The 13,697-nt window shown below is 60.1% G+C and carries 12 protein-coding genes and 1 pseudogene; 3 read left to right on the plus strand and 10 right to left on the minus strand.

Going from position 1 to position 13,697, the window contains the following annotated elements:
* Window positions 1-174 precede the first annotated feature (174 nt).
* Complete coding sequence (locus tag ACVWZJ_RS13485) at window positions 175-306, plus strand: hypothetical protein (protein ID WP_011434447.1); 132 nt, start codon at window positions 175-177, stop codon at window positions 304-306.
* Window positions 284-781, plus strand: coding sequence for a type II 3-dehydroquinate dehydratase (gene aroQ / locus ACVWZJ_RS13490; protein WP_049749607.1), 498 nt, complete (start codon window positions 284-286; stop codon window positions 779-781). The genes ACVWZJ_RS13485 and aroQ overlap by 23 nt, the downstream gene beginning before the upstream one ends.
* A gap of 6 nt (window positions 782-787) precedes the next feature.
* Here the strand turns inward: aroQ and ACVWZJ_RS13495 are convergent, their stop codons facing one another.
* The 3 genes from ACVWZJ_RS13495 to ACVWZJ_RS13505 form a co-directional block, all read right to left on the minus strand.
* Complete coding sequence (locus tag ACVWZJ_RS13495) at window positions 788-1,798, minus strand: alpha/beta fold hydrolase (protein ID WP_011434449.1); 1,011 nt, start codon at window positions 1,796-1,798, stop codon at window positions 788-790.
* Window positions 1,795-2,721, minus strand: coding sequence for a fatty acid desaturase family protein (locus tag ACVWZJ_RS13500; protein WP_011434450.1), 927 nt, complete (start codon window positions 2,719-2,721; stop codon window positions 1,795-1,797). Before ACVWZJ_RS13500 ends, ACVWZJ_RS13495 begins: the two co-directional genes overlap by 4 nt.
* 105 nt (window positions 2,722-2,826) lie before the next feature.
* Window positions 2,827-3,363, minus strand: coding sequence for a thioredoxin family protein (locus tag ACVWZJ_RS13505; protein WP_011434451.1), 537 nt, complete (start codon window positions 3,361-3,363; stop codon window positions 2,827-2,829).
* 191 nt (window positions 3,364-3,554) lie between these two features.
* Between ACVWZJ_RS13505 and pheT the strand changes: the two genes are divergently transcribed.
* On the plus strand, window positions 3,555-6,032 hold the full coding sequence (pheT, locus tag ACVWZJ_RS13510) for a phenylalanine--tRNA ligase subunit beta (RefSeq protein ID WP_011434452.1): 2,478 nt from the start codon (window positions 3,555-3,557) through the stop codon (window positions 6,030-6,032).
* A gap of 813 nt (window positions 6,033-6,845) precedes the next feature.
* Here pheT and ACVWZJ_RS13515 read toward each other — a convergent pair.
* The 7 genes and pseudogenes from ACVWZJ_RS13515 to ACVWZJ_RS13545 form a co-directional block, all read right to left on the minus strand.
* Window positions 6,846-7,985 carry a glucose-6-phosphate dehydrogenase assembly protein OpcA gene (locus ACVWZJ_RS13515; protein ID WP_011434453.1) on the minus strand — a complete coding sequence of 380 codons (1,140 nt, stop codon included), beginning with the start codon at window positions 7,983-7,985 and terminating at the stop codon, window positions 6,846-6,848.
* Between the two features lie 130 nt (window positions 7,986-8,115).
* Window positions 8,116-9,714 (minus strand): glucose-6-phosphate isomerase, encoded by a 1,599-nt coding sequence (locus ACVWZJ_RS13520; protein WP_011434454.1) that lies wholly within the window; start codon window positions 9,712-9,714, stop codon window positions 8,116-8,118.
* A gap of 46 nt (window positions 9,715-9,760) precedes the next feature.
* Window positions 9,761-10,267, minus strand: a complete 507-nt coding sequence (gene folK / locus ACVWZJ_RS13525) for a 2-amino-4-hydroxy-6-hydroxymethyldihydropteridine diphosphokinase (protein WP_414355834.1) — start codon at window positions 10,265-10,267, stop codon at window positions 9,761-9,763.
* Entirely contained in the window at window positions 10,264-10,647 is a 384-nt protein-coding gene (folB, locus tag ACVWZJ_RS13530; protein ID WP_414355833.1) for a dihydroneopterin aldolase, read from the minus strand. The genes folK and folB overlap by 4 nt, the downstream gene beginning before the upstream one ends.
* Complete coding sequence (folP, locus tag ACVWZJ_RS13535; RefSeq protein ID WP_457396379.1) at window positions 10,634-11,503, minus strand: dihydropteroate synthase; 870 nt, start codon at window positions 11,501-11,503, stop codon at window positions 10,634-10,636. Before folP ends, folB begins: the two co-directional genes overlap by 14 nt.
* Window positions 11,504-12,044: 541 nt before the next feature.
* Window positions 12,045-13,136 (minus strand): redox-regulated ATPase YchF, encoded by a 1,092-nt coding sequence (gene ychF / locus ACVWZJ_RS13540; protein ID WP_414355831.1) that lies wholly within the window; start codon window positions 13,134-13,136, stop codon window positions 12,045-12,047.
* A gap of 253 nt (window positions 13,137-13,389) precedes the next feature.
* A pseudogene (locus tag ACVWZJ_RS13545) lies at window positions 13,390-13,697 on the minus strand (RNA-guided endonuclease InsQ/TnpB family protein); the annotation flags it as partial.

The following is a 13,697-nucleotide window of genomic DNA, read 5'->3' on the forward strand; positions in this document are numbered from 1 at the left end:
CGGGCTTGTTTTGTTCTCTGGTAGAGCAGAGCAGGCTCAGGGCTACTGAAAGCCCGCTCCGTACCGCTTAGCGGTCGGAGCCGGGTAGTTTACCTCTACACCCCTCGGAAAGAAGCGCTATCATAGAAGTCCGTCGAATAAACTCCCTTCGTAAAACCTCGCGAGGCAGATCGGATGGATTGGGTAGAAAAGGTGCTGGAAAAGATCCGGGAATGGGTGGAACGTGTGATCGACACCCTGCTGGGGAACCCCCAGCCTCAACCTGCTCCCATTCCGGTAGAAGATGGATCCCATCGTCGTCGTTAATCCGACTGCCATTGCCCCCGGCGGCGAGCCTCTCAGCCTCTTGGTACTGCATGGCCCCAACCTCAACCTGCTGGGGGTGCGAGAGGTGGGCATCTACGGCTCAGTATCCCTAGAGCAGATCGATCAGGCTCTGCATCGGCAGGCAGAAATGCTAGGGGCGAAGCTGGAGATTCTCCAGTCCAACCATGAGGGGGTGCTCATCGATGCCATTCACCGTGCCCGCCAGCAGCATGTCGGCATTCTGATCAACCCTGGGGCCTATACCCACACCAGCATTGCTCTCCGAGATGCCATTGCAGCCGTAGGATTGCCCACTGTGGAAGTCCACCTAAGCAACATCCATCGCCGCGAGCCCTTCCGCCAGCACTCCTACATCGCCGCCGTAGCGGTTGGGCAAATCAGTGGTTTTGGGGCGCAAAGCTACCTGTTGGGGCTACAGGCTCTGGTGCAACACCTGCGCCTGCAATCTGTGTAGGTGCCCTCAGCTCTCCAGGAACTCCTGCACGGCTGTGCGAATAAAAGCTTCATCCTCGGGGTTTTGATGAGGATTACCGGCCCGGTGCCCCCAAATGGAGGGGATGATCTTGTAAACCGCGTTCGGGATCCATTCTGCCTCAGCCCGACAATCTTCTGGGGTGAAATACAAATCCGTCTGGGCGGGCATCACCAATGTTTGGGCCTGAATTGCCCTCAAAGCAGCCCGATAATCTCCCCGGTGAATGGGGTTGTCGCTGATATCGCAGCGGATCCAAGTTTCGATCATCGATAGCAGATTCTGGGGATCCCGGCGGCGGTAATTGGCCTCCCAGCCTCGCTCTAGATAATCTTCGAGAGAGGCATACCCCAAGGATTCATAGCATTTTTGGTTGAAAAAAGGTTGGGAAACAGCCCAACTGGCGTAGATGTGGGCAAAAGCTCGCAGACCCCGCTCTGGGACACCCGTAAATCGACGACCGTTCCAGGCGGGATCGGCAGTTAGGGCTGAGCGCAAACTCTCCAGAAAAACCCGATTGTGAACTGTGGTCTTGGCGGTGCCACAGAGGGCTACGATCCGTTCCACCCGCTCAGGAAACAGGGATCCCCAGTGATAGGCTTGCTGAGCCCCCATCGACCAGCCGTAGATCAGGCGGATGCGTTCGATCCCAAAGTGTTGGCGAATCAGGCTCTCCTGCAGGCGCACATTGTCCCAGTGGCTAAACCAGAAGCCATCTTCCCGCAAGCCACAGGCTGGATCGTTGCTGGGGGAAGTGGAAAGGCCATTGCCCAGCATATTGGGAATGAGGATAAACCACCGCTGCGGGTTGAGGATGCCGTCGGGACGGATCAGCCACTCCAGGTCGGGATGCTGAGCCCCATAGGAGGTGGGGTAGAGGATCAGGTTGTCTTTTCGGGGGGAAAGAGTCCCGTAGGTGGCGTAGGCGAGCGTGATTTGGGGCAGTTGGATCCCGCACTGTAGCTGAAAATCGTTCAGGCTCCAGGTGTAGTGAGTCATGCCTGAAATTGTTCAATCACCTGACGATGAACCCGCACATACCCCTGCCCTAGATGAGCCAGATGGGGCTTGAGGTATTGATGGGCATCGGCCAAAGCATGAAATGGAATGGAGGGGTAAAGGTGATGCTCAGCATGGTAAGGCATATTCCACATCAAAAAGCGGATTGGCCAAAGGGTAAGGGTGGTACGGGTATTGGAGAAGGGATCCTCGGTTTGGCTACAGCCTGTGTGCTCTGCCAGCAAAATGAAGCGCAAGATCGGCTGCCCTACCGCCAAAGGCAACAGCCACAGCCACACTATCCAGGGATCCCCCAGCAGAAGGGAGAGCAAGCTCCCAAGGCCGTAGATCCCTAGCTGCAACCGCACCGAACGAATGACCTCTTGGCGGGCCGATTCAGGAATGTAGGGATAGCCTTGCAACTGGCCGCTGGCTATGCGGATGTAGGTCTTCACCTTGCCGATCCACCAAGTCAAGCCGCTCAGCTCGAGCAAATACTCCGGCCAGCTCTGGGGTTTGGGATCCTCCAGCTCCGGATCCTTGCCCGGAATCTGGGTATAGCGGTGGTGCCATTTGTGGTATCGGCGATAAAAAGTGCTGTTGTAAAATGAGAGCAAGCCCGCCACCCAGGCCACCCCGTCATTCAGTTTTGGGCTGGCAAAAGCGGTGCGGTGTACACATTCGTGCAAAGCAGCAAACATCGTCGCCAAACTGGCCCCGTAAACCACCAGCGCCGGCAGGGCAATCCAGCCATTGACACCTTTCTGGGTCACCCACAGGCTGCCACTCACCGCCATCACCGCCAAATGTCCCAAAAGCTGCCGGAGCCCGGCTGAATTGGAGCGGACATTCAGTTGTCTGAGGCGCTCGCTCGGGATCAACCGTTGCGGATCCGGCAAAATCGGTGTTGTCTCGACAGCCATGGCCTGTTCTTGTGAGCTACGAGAATGGATAGAAGTTATCCAATATCAAACCGAGGCCAGACCTTTCCGCCTGTGTCCAAGACAACAAAACCCTGGACCAAACTCCTAACCATGACTGCGGGGATCCGGCTGACTGGGGAGGGCGCGCCTGCCCCGCTCCAGCTCAGACACCGGCCCGATGTTGGTCAACTGCAGGGGCTGTCCAGTTGCCAGAGCCAACACATTGGCCCGCAGAATCGACGGCGGCTGTTCGCCAATCGCCGATCCCAGCACTTCTCCCTGCCGATCCAAAAACAGAAAATGAGGGATGCCGTTCACCCGGTAGCGGCTCAGCTCCGGCAGCCACTTGGGATTATCCACATTGAGCATGACAAAGTTGACTTGATCGGCAAATTCCTGTTTCAGGCTGGCCAGGAGGGGTGCCATGGCACGACAGGTGCTGCACCAATCGGCATAAAACTCCACCAAAGAAGGTTTGCCATTGGCCTGAGCTTGCTCCCAAGGTATGGCCTCTTGGGCTAGAGCCTCTAGGTTGCTGCCCGCCTGACGACCCTGGCTGGCCAAAAACAAACCCACCGCTAAGAGCACAGCTGCCGCGGCAACCAGCCCGTTGCGCAACCGTTTTGCCCAGTCTTCCTTCATCTTTCCTCACCTTGCCATCCGCTGGATCTGACCTTAGCCGTCGCCTTCACCGTTTTAGCATCCCACCCTGTCCCACCGGTTCCGGCCAGAACTGGGTCTATGCCATCCCACGATCTTGGGCCGGGATCCCGGCTGGAGAAGAGGGCCAGGTGAGCGATAATGGGTGCGGCGTTTGCACCGATGGCTCAGCGATGCGCATCTCCTTGAAGTGGCTGCGAGAACTGGTGGATTTCCAACTTTCACCCGAAGAACTGGGGGAGGCCCTCACCCTGGCGGGGTTTGAAGTGGAAGAGATCGAAGACCGCCGCACCTGGGCAGATGGGGTGGTTTTGGGCAGGATCCTGGCTGCCGAGCCTCACCCCAACGCCGACAAGCTGCAGGTTTGCCAGGTGGATTTGGGATCCGATCGGCCTGCCACCATTGTCTGTGGAGCTGCCAACGCCCGCCCTGGGATCCTGGTAGCAGTGGCTACACCCGGCACCCATTTGCCCGCCCTCTCCCTCACCATTGCCAAAGCCGACAAGCGGGGGGTGATCTCGGAGGGCATGATCTGCTCTCTGGCCGAGCTGGGGCTGGAGAAATCTTCCGAAGGGATCCACGAATTCCCGCCCGACTTGGATCTGGAGGCCCATCCGCTTGGCTCTGATGTGCGTCCTCTTTTGGGCTTGGACGATGTGGTGCTGGATCTCACTTCCACCGCCAACCGGGCCGATGCCCTGAGCATGGTGGGGATCGCCCGCGAAGTGGCTGCCCTCACCCGCAACCCGCTGCGCCTGCCCCCCGTCCAGCCTCTTCAGGCCAAGCCCATCCCCAACTTTCAGTTGCGCATTGCCGACGCCAAAGCCTGCCCCGCCTACAGTGGCGTGTTGATCGAAGGGGTGAAAGTCGGCCCTTCCCCCGACTGGCTAAAACACCGACTGGCCGCCGCCGGCATGCGCTCCATCAACAACGTAGTGGATATTACCAATCTGATCCTGCTGGAATGGGGCCAGCCTTTGCACGCCTTTGACTGGGATCGCCTGCTCCAGGTCATGGGCAAGAAAAAACCCACCATCGAGGTGCGCTTGGCCCAGCCGGGAGAAACCTTAAAGACCTTGGACGGCCAAACCCGCACCTTGCAAGCCGACAGTCATCTCATTGTGGCCGGCAGCCAACCGGTAGCTCTGGCCGGGGTCATGGGAGGGGAAGAAACCGAGGTCGGCTCGACCACCACCCGCATTTTCTTGGAAGCAGCCCTATTCGATCCAGCGGTGACGCGGCGCTCGGCCCGGTCTCAAGGTCTGCGCACCGAGGCTTCCACCCGCTATGAGCGAGGGGTTAACTTTGCCACCCTCGATCAGGCCCGGGATCGGGCGGTGCAGTTGATCCTGGAACTGGCAGGGGGAGCAGTGGCCGGCCTCACCACCTTTGACCAGCGGCCCCCCCTGGAACGCACCCTGAAATTGCGGCTGTCGCGGCTGATCGATGTGTTGGGGGACGAGGTGCAGGCGGCGGATGTGGAGGAGATCCTATCTGCCTTGGGCTTTCAGCTCTCCCGTTGCGAAGGGGCCAATTCCCAGAGTGCCCTCTCCCCCGCTACCGAGACGGCAACCGTGGCCAGCTGCGTTTGGCAGGTCGTCGTTCCCCCCTATCGCCTGCGGGACATTGAGCGGGAGATCGACCTCATCGAGGAGTTTGCCCGTCTCTACGGCTATGACCGCTTCTCGGAAACCCTACCCACCGAGCCGCAGGTGGGATCCCTTTCGGCGCGGGAAACGTTCACCCGCCAGATCCGAGAAGTGCTGCGCGGCATTGGCCTGACAGAGGTATATCACATCTCCCTCTGCCCAGCGGAGGAGGATGGATCTTTGGTGAGGATTGCCAATCCACTTTCGCCTGAATATTCAGCCGTGCGCAATGCGCTACTTCCCGGCCTGGTGGAGGCCTTCCGCTTCAACTGGGATCAAGGCAACGGCCCGCTCCAAGCCTTTGAAATCGGTCGTGTTTTTGCCCATGCCCTTCCCCCCAACCCCCACCCTTACCGGGAAGCTGAGCATATCGGCGGTATCTTGGGCGGGGATCCCAATCCCCACGATTGGCAGCACCGCAACCGACCCATGGACTGGTTCGAGGCCAAGGGGCTGCTGGTCTCCGCTCTGGAGCGGCTGGGATTTGGCCCGGAGTTTCGTCTGGATCCCCCTGAAGAGCAATCGTCCCTGCTTCACCCCGGTCGCCAGGCCAGTTTGTGGATTGAGGGATCCCGCATCGGTTTGTTCGGGCAACTGCACCCCCGCCTCTGTCAGGAAAAGGGGCTGCCAGATCAGGTCTATGGGTTTGAGCTGCAGTTGGATCCCTTGCTGGAAAGCCTGGAGAGACGGGGCATTGTGCAATTTGTCCCCTTTTCGCCCTTTCCTGCTGCCGATCGGGATATCGCCTTCTTTGCGCCACTCGACCTTGCCGTTGGTGAGATCGAGAAGGTTATCCGTCGAGCGGGCGGAGAACTTCTCCAATCGGTGCAGCTTTTCGACGAGTACCGGGGCCAAGGAGTACCTGCAGGGCAGCGCAGCCTTGCCTTCCGCCTAGTGTACCGCGCTCCCGATCGCACCCTCACGGATGCGGAGGTAGAAGCTCTGCAAAACCAGGTGAGGGCGCAGTTGGCAACACAATTTCCGGTGACCTTGCGCAGCTAGCCGACCCCTCTGTAGCTACTATAACATCCTCCCGGCGCTCGTCCTGTGGACAGGGCGCGGGCTACCCTTCCCGTCAGCAGGACGGAGTCCTTACCTCGCAGTTGGGCATTCCTGCCCCACGCCACTTGCCTGGGTCTACAACCCCCGACAAAACGACTGGACAGGTGGTTCCCCTTCCCCAGCCTCCCTGGCTACTGCCAGCTTGCAAAACAAGTCTAATCCACAGGGAACGGTGCATCGGCAGGCAGGATGGACTCCTGCACCCAGGAACCCCTGTCCACCGGACAAGAGCAAGAGGCATCTGGATCAATCCGGTACTTGTAGGTTACCGCCAGCATAAGTAGGTTTTACTACAGATTTCGCTCAACAGATTTCGCTCAGAGGTATGGCGGGGATCCCTGTATCCCGGTGCTTACCCTGCGGGTAGAGTGCAGGACTGATTGCCCCTGCACCCCGTTAGCTACACCGCCGGGAAGCCCCGCCCTCTATTAGGGGCTAGTGACTAGTGACTAGTGGCTAGCCACTATCCAGGGTGAGAGTCGGGATGAAAGGCGGGGACATGATGTTTTGTCCTTGACTGGTGCCATAAACATAAAAAGTAGCGGGGTTTTATACACTGCCGCTATAAACATCAAGTACAGGGTGGTGGGGCATCCCGTCCTTTTCGCGCTAGCAGCGCGGAGCGCTAACCGGAGTCACTGTTCGCGTCAGCGGGACGGAGTCCTTGAAGCCCGCACTCTCTCGCTTTAGCGGCGCGGAGCGCTTTGCATCAGTATGAGTGCGGGAGTATGTCACTTAAACCAGAAGCAGATCTCAGCTTTTGCCCAGCTTCAGCATCTGATCCACCACCCCTAGGGTTTCTTCGTAGAGGTAGTCGGGGCCAAGCCGCTGCAACTCGGCAGCCAGCAGGGTGTCGAGGGAATCCTGCTCCAGGGGAGCCACCTGGCGAACCACACATCTCTGAGCACCCCCCATGGCTTCCATGCGCATACACCCTGTGATTTCGGAGCACAGCACAGTACAGGCGTCGGCTTCTTGGTTGCTGGAGGTGAGGCGCAGCCCGATGAGATCCCCCGGCTGGCTGATTTCCGAGGCCAAGGGCACAGCCGCCAGTTCTGCCATCACCTCGCCGCCCCTTTGGGTTTGCAAGCGGATACGGTCGATCTGGTAATCGTGCTCCTGAGCCTGAACCCGCTCTGTGGGAGTCCATCCCAGGCGACCGGCCAGCCAGCCCAGGAAAAGGAACGCCTGGCAGGGATTGCCGGCTTTGTAGTCGAGGTTCACGCGATCTACGAGGTAGAGGGACTCCCGCCGGTCGGGAGGGTCAAAGGCTTGGGCGGTGAGTTCCTGCCAAGGCAGCAGCCGCCGCCAGTTGAGATCCCCACAGTGGCGCCCCTCACCCACCAAGAGGTGGATTTCCTGCAGATCTTCTTCTGGATTGACAAAGCCCCGTGAATCGACGATGACCCGGTTGCTCAGAGCCACCAATTTTTGAAACAGCAAGCTGTTCAAATCCAGATCCCCTTGCCACCACAAAAAGGTGGGCAAGTTGGGGATCAGCAGCGAGGCAACGGTGCTGCAGGCCCGCACAAAGGCCGATTCGGGCGCTTTCAGGGTGATGTATTCGCAACAGACCAACGAGCTGCGCTGCTCGCGGGTCACCGGACAGTAGGCGGCCACCTGGGCCTCGATGGCATCGTCTGGGGATCCCTCTCGTTTGGCGCGCAGGTCAATGACGCGACAGGGGTTTTGGGTGGCGATGGCCTCGACGGTGGGAGAAGGTAGCAACAGCGCATCGTCCAGAGATTCGTACACCACCAGGGTAAAGGTGGCAGCGCGGGCGGCAACGCTCTCTCCTTTGGAAGACCAGATCTTGTTCAGCTCCTGCTCAATATCTTCGATGGAGACATCTTTCGGGGTTTGTAGGGGCAGGACGGCAGCAGATTGATCCATAGTCTCCTCCTGGAGTGGACTCTTGCTCGATTCTAGGCAGGCGGGCCGGCTGGCTGGGAAGGGCTTAAGGCCAGGTACAGATTGGCCAACTCAAGCCTGCGCTCCACACCCAATCCAGGAAATCAGAGGATCAAGCGGGCTGGGGCTGGATGCTCAGCTCCAGGGGGCGGGCGGGATCCCCTGTCAACAGGACTCCGCGGCCATTGGCGTGTAGGTGCCGCACAATCCAGTACAGGGTTTCTATGCGCTCCGGGCAGCCCAGTTTCTCTGCCAGTTGGGGCAAAGTCAGGGATCCCTGCTGCTCCTGCACCGTCTCTAGCAATCGCCGTTGCAGCTCCAAGACAGCGCTGGCGGCTTTCTTGCCTGCTTCCACCCCCGGTTGATGGTAAGCGTTGATCTGGATTAGGGAGGCGTAGAGGCCCACGGCTCGTTCGTAGAGGGCAATCAAGGCCCCCACCGAGCGGGCATCTACCCGTGGCAGCGTCACGGTAATGGAGTCGCGACCGTTTTCGTAGAGAGCCTGGCGGGTGCCCTGCAGCAGGCCGTTCAGGTAGTCGCCACTGGTCACCTGCGGCTCCACGAAGGGGGAAGGGATCCCAGGCTCCCGATCCTGAAGCACCTCGATGAAGGTGACAAAGAAGTTGTTCAAGCCATCCCGCAACTGCTGGACGTAGGCATGTTGGTCGGTGGTGCCCTTGTTGCCGTAAACGGCGATGCCCTGCTCCACACGGTTGCCGTTTAGATCATGGGATTTGCCCAGGGATTCCATCACCAACTGTTGTAAGTAACGGCTAAACAGCAGCAGGCGATCCTTGTAGGGCAAAACCACCATGTCCTTGCGCCCTTGCCCTTGACCGACGATGTACCAGGCCATGGCCAGCAGAGCGGCGGGATTGCGCTCCAGGTGGGGCAGGCGGGTGGCCTCATCCATGGTGGCTGCCCCGGCCAGCAAAGCCCGGATATCAATGCCCTGCAACGCTGCCGGCAACAGGCCCACCGGGGACGTTTCGGAGGTGCGCCCCCCCACCCAGTCGAAGATGGGGAAGACCTCCAACCACCCCTCCTGCCGCGCCTGCTGCTCCAATTGGCTGCCGGGGCCGGTGATGGCCACCGCATGGGCAGAAAAAGGGATCCCGGCTTTTTGGTAGGCCAGCTTCACCTCCACCAAGCCATTGCGGGGCTCTGGGGTGCCGCCGGATTTGGAGGTGGTGATCACCAGGGTTTGCCCCAGTTGGTCTGCCAGCCGCCCCAGCACCCGGTCAAACCCGTCGGGATCCGTGTTGTCGATGAAGTGGATGTTCAGGGGGGGGTGCAGCGGAGCCAGGGCCTCCGCCACAAATTGCGGCCCCAGAGCTGAGCCGCCAATGCCGATGCAGAGCAGCTCGGTGAACCGTCCCCCCCCGCTGGCCGGGATGGTTCCGCGATGGATCTTTTCGGCAAAGGTTTCCACTCGCTCAATGGAATCCTGAATGGCCTGCCGGATTTCAGGGGTGGGAGCCAGCTCGGGCGCCCGCAGCCAATAGTGGCCCACCTGGCGGCCTTCGTCGGGGTTGGCAATGGCTCCTGCCTCCAAAGCCTGCATATCGGCAAAAGCCTGGGCAAAGCGAGGCCGTAGCGCTTCCACCTGAGGGGGAGTGAAACGGATGCGGCTGATATCGACGAAAATCTCCAGGCCGGGATGGTAGTAAAGCCAATCGCAGTAGCGCTGCCAGAGTTGGAGGCTGTCCATGGGATCCCTTTTGCCGAAATCCCTAACCAGCTTACCAAACTCTTTCTTACTCCCAGCCGAGGGTTGTGCGCTCCAGCCAGGACTGATCCAAACTGATGAGTGCCTCTTTGACCCCCACACCGGTCTCAGGGTGACGCCAGTCGGGAGCGATCTCCCCCAAGGGAGCTAAGACAAAAGCACGTTCCATCATGCGGGGGTGGGGCAACGTCAGCTCAGGGCTGTTCAGGATGCGGCTGCCCATGGCCAGCAGATCCAAATCCAGGGTTCTGGCCTCCCAGCGGATGCGCCGCACCCGTCCTGCCTCCTGCTCGATGGCCAGCAGCGCCCCGAGCAACTCCAGGGGAGACCGGTAGGGGGGAAAGGGATCCAACGCCACCACTGCGTTAAGGTAGTCAGGCTGTCCGGGTGGCCCCCCTTGGGCTGGGCTGCGGTAGAGACTGGAACAGGCCACCACCTCTCCCAACCGGCGCAACTTCTGCACAGCCAAGCGCAACTGCTGCAGCGGATCCCCCAGGTTGCTTCCCAGGGCAACATAGGCCAGGTCACGATTCATGAGGCTTCCGCCCTGCTTACGGCTCGCCGGCGGTCGACCTCGACGTAAACATCCTCGAACAGCCCCGGCAGGGGAGCATGGGGCTTGTGAACCCGCACAGTTAGGGCCTCCAGTTGGGGATAGCTCTGCCACAGCCGCTCTGCAATCTGGTCTGCCAAGGTCTCGACCAAGCGGTAGCGTTGGCCGGTCACCTCCTGCCGCACCCTCTCGTACACCTGGGCGTAGTCCACCGTGCGCGAGAGGTCATCTTGGATCTCGGCTAGGGAAAGCCGCATCTCCACGTCCACCACAAAACGCCCACCCAAAACCGCTTCCTCCGGGCAGTGGCCGTGATAGGCATGAAAGACGAGGCCCTGCAGCACCAGCCTACCCTGCGTCATGGTGCAGAGCTTCCCAAGTGGCAAGGGCGGAAACATGAGCCGGCACGTTGTGAACCCGTACCAGGGCAGCCCCCCGGCTGGCTGCAAACAGGTGGACGGCCACGCTGGCGCTGTCTCGCTGATTAGGTACGGCAATGCCGGAAAGCTTACCCACAAAACTTTTGCGGGAGGCCCCCACCAAGACCGGGTAGCCGTAGGCCACCAGCCGCGGTAGGGCTTTAAGCAGGACTACATTCTGCTCGGCAGTTTTGGCAAAGCCTAAGCCCGGATCCAAAACAACGCTGGGCACGCCCGCCGCCAGAGCCCGCTCCGCCTGTTCCCTGAGGAAACCGAAAACCTCCCCCTCCAGGTCAGCATAGTCGGTCTGCTGCTGCATGGTGCGCGGCTCTCCCCGCATGTGCATGATCACCGCCGGCACCCCCGCCTCGGCACAGACCTGTATCATTTGGGGATCCCGCAGCCCGCTGACATCGTTGATGATGTGCGCCCCGGCAGCCAAAGCCGCAGCCGCCACCTCCGTTCTGCGCGTATCGACGCTGATGGGGATCCCGGATCCTTCCAGGGCCCGGATCACGGGCAAGACTCGGTCGCATTCCACCTCCACCGATACCGGCTCCGCTCCCGGACGGGTGGACTCGCCGCCAATATCCACGATCAAGGCCCCTGCCGCTGCCATGGCTTTGGCTGCCTGCACAGCCGCTTCTGCAGATCCCCACTGGCCGCCATCGCTGAAGCTGTCGGGGGTAACGTTTAGCACCCCCATCACCCCAACGCCCCGCCAAGAAAGACGGTAGCCCTCTGGCGTCTGTTCTGCCCCAGGCAGAGGACGTCGGGAGATCAAGCTGGTAACACCCATAACCGCTGCAGGCTGCCGTGTTGCAAAAGCAGGGGGAAAAGTCTCCCACTGCCTAGGATGGTATTGCCGTCAATCCCAAGGCTGGCGCAAGCCCAACAGGATTCTACAAAATTTTTTACAACGTCCTTACAGAGCCACGATTGGTGAAAGGCTGCCCCTGCCGGCTCAAGCGCAAGGAATGGCCCCCGCCGACAGAGGAAGCTCTCCCGCTCTGGCTAGAACATGATGTCGTCTTCCGAACGACCCCAAATACACCAAATGATAGAGGCAAAGATCGCCATGTAAACCCAGGCCATCGGGCCGTATTGCAGCAGATCCATCAATACATCCCTAAAACATTTGTTTATCTAGTCCAATTATTGTGATGTTTCGTTACAGCGTCAACCGTTTTCTTAGGAAAAGGCCCCCTCTCAGACCCAGCCGGAGCTGCGCTGGGATCCCTTGTCCAGGGCGGGTTAAGTCTTTTTGCCTAAAGACAGGGAGTAAGTCTTCAGTTTCTGAGAAAACCCAGCTTGCCTGAGAGATGCAGGAGGATAGGGAACTAGACATTGAAGCGGAAGTGCATCACGTCCCCTTCCTGGACGACGTAGTCTTTGCCTTCGCTGCGCAGCAGGCCCTTTTCTTTGGCGGCATTCAGGGATCCCGCCGCCACCAGATCGGCATAGGCCACCGTCTCGGCCCGGATGAAGCCCCGCTCAAAATCGGAGTGGATCACCCCGGCTGCCTGAGGAGCTGTAGCTCCGACGGGGATCGTCCAAGCGCGGGTTTCTTTGGGGCCAGAGGTAAAGTAGGTGCGCAAGCCCAACAGCTCGTAGGTGGCCCGGATTAGGGATTTCAGCCCGCCTTCTTTCACCCCCAACGAATCCAGATAGGCCTGTCGCTCGTCGGGGGGTAGCTCCACCAGTTCCGCCTCCACCTGGGCTGAGACCACCACCACACCTGCCCCTTCCGCCTCGGCAAATTGCCGCACCTGCTCCACCCAGGCATTGCCGCTGGCCAGATCCGTTTCCGCCACATTGGCGGCGTAGATGACTTTTTTGCGGGTGAGCAGCCCCAACCCTTTGATCAACTGCTCTTCTTCTGGGCTGAGGGGTACCAGGCGAGCCGGCTTGCCCTCGTCCAAGGCAGCCTGTAATTGTTCCAGAGCCTGCAACTCCAGTTGGGCGGTTTTGTCGGACTTGGCCTGCTTGCGCACCCGCTCCATGCGCCGCTCGATCTGGGCCAAATCCGCCAAGGCTAGCTCCAAGTTGATCACCCCGATATCCCGCAAGGGATCCACCGAACCCGCCACATGCACAATGTTCTCGTCTTGGAAGCAGCGCACCACGTGCACCACGGCGTCCACCTGGCGAATGTGGGAGAGAAACTGGTTGCCCAGACCCTCCCCCTTGCTGGCTCCAGCCACCAGCCCGGCAATATCCACAAACTCGATTTGGCTGGGGATGATCTCGGCAGAACCGCTGATCTTGGCCAGCACCTGCAAGCGCTCGTCGGGCACCGCCACCCGCCCCACATTCGGCTCAATGGTGCAGAAGGGAAAGTTGGCCGCCTCGGCTTTGGCATTTTCACAGAGGGCGTTGAACAAGGTAGATTTGCCTACGTTGGGCAGGCCGACAATTCCAGCTCTCAACATCCAGATCTTGGGGAAAAAGCCAAAAACCAGGGTAACGGGATCCCTTGCCCAGCAGAAAGATCCCTACTCTGACGTTAGCATTTGCCGCCCCTTTCCCAACCGGTGGATCCGCTCCCAAGCGCTCCGCGCCGCCAACGCCACCACCCTCGGCTCCTCTCCCAAGAGAACTGTATTTTTTGTCAGCTGCACAGTGTTGGGCAGCTGAGGTCTTTTGACATCCTCCCCGGCCTGAAGGCCGGAGATTCCTACCACGCTACGCACGGATAGCTCCTTGCGCAGTCGTCTCGGCGGGTTCCTGCTTCCGACCGCCCGTGCGGTTCGATCCACAGGCCATCCGGGCTGACACGGGTGGTTCACCCACCCGCATCCCGACCGCAGCGTCGGTCGTGTCCTGCCCTTCGTCTCGCAACAGGTGTATCCCGCGAGCAAGGATGTTGATGGCACCGACCAGAAAGGCCTCCGGCCTGCTGCCGCGAAAGGCCTCCGGCCCGCTGCCGCGATCGGCGTTATTCTCATAGCCGCACGCCACGCACTCGAACCAGGCTTGGGTCTGGCGGTTGT

Source organism: Thermostichus sp. OS-CIW-29 (assembly GCF_054058195.1).

What these genes read in the sequence shown, in the direction of transcription:
- ACVWZJ_RS13485 (WP_011434447.1), top strand. Translation starts at nt 175, where the DNA reads ATGGATTGGGTAGAAAAGGTGCTGGAAAAGATCCGGGAATGGGTGGAA.
- aroQ (WP_049749607.1), top strand. Translation starts at nt 284, where the DNA reads ATGGATCCCATCGTCGTCGTTAATCCGACTGCCATTGCCCCCGGCGGC.
- ACVWZJ_RS13495 (WP_011434449.1), bottom strand. Translation starts at nt 1,798, where the DNA reads ATGACTCACTACACCTGGAGCCTGAACGATTTTCAGCTACAGTGCGGG.
- ACVWZJ_RS13500 (WP_011434450.1), bottom strand. Translation starts at nt 2,721, where the DNA reads ATGGCTGTCGAGACAACACCGATTTTGCCGGATCCGCAACGGTTGATC.
- ACVWZJ_RS13505 (WP_011434451.1), bottom strand. Translation starts at nt 3,363, where the DNA reads ATGAAGGAAGACTGGGCAAAACGGTTGCGCAACGGGCTGGTTGCCGCG.
- pheT (WP_011434452.1), top strand. Translation starts at nt 3,555, where the DNA reads ATGCGCATCTCCTTGAAGTGGCTGCGAGAACTGGTGGATTTCCAACTT.
- ACVWZJ_RS13515 (WP_011434453.1), bottom strand. Translation starts at nt 7,985, where the DNA reads ATGGATCAATCTGCTGCCGTCCTGCCCCTACAAACCCCGAAAGATGTC.
- ACVWZJ_RS13520 (WP_011434454.1), bottom strand. Translation starts at nt 9,714, where the DNA reads ATGGACAGCCTCCAACTCTGGCAGCGCTACTGCGATTGGCTTTACTAC.
- folK (WP_414355834.1), bottom strand. Translation starts at nt 10,267, where the DNA reads ATGAATCGTGACCTGGCCTATGTTGCCCTGGGAAGCAACCTGGGGGAT.
- folB (WP_414355833.1), bottom strand. Translation starts at nt 10,647, where the DNA reads ATGACGCAGGGTAGGCTGGTGCTGCAGGGCCTCGTCTTTCATGCCTAT.
- folP (WP_457396379.1), bottom strand. Translation starts at nt 11,503, where the DNA reads ATGGGTGTTACCAGCTTGATCTCCCGACGTCCTCTGCCTGGGGCAGAA.
- ychF (WP_414355831.1), bottom strand. Translation starts at nt 13,136, where the DNA reads ATGTTGAGAGCTGGAATTGTCGGCCTGCCCAACGTAGGCAAATCTACC.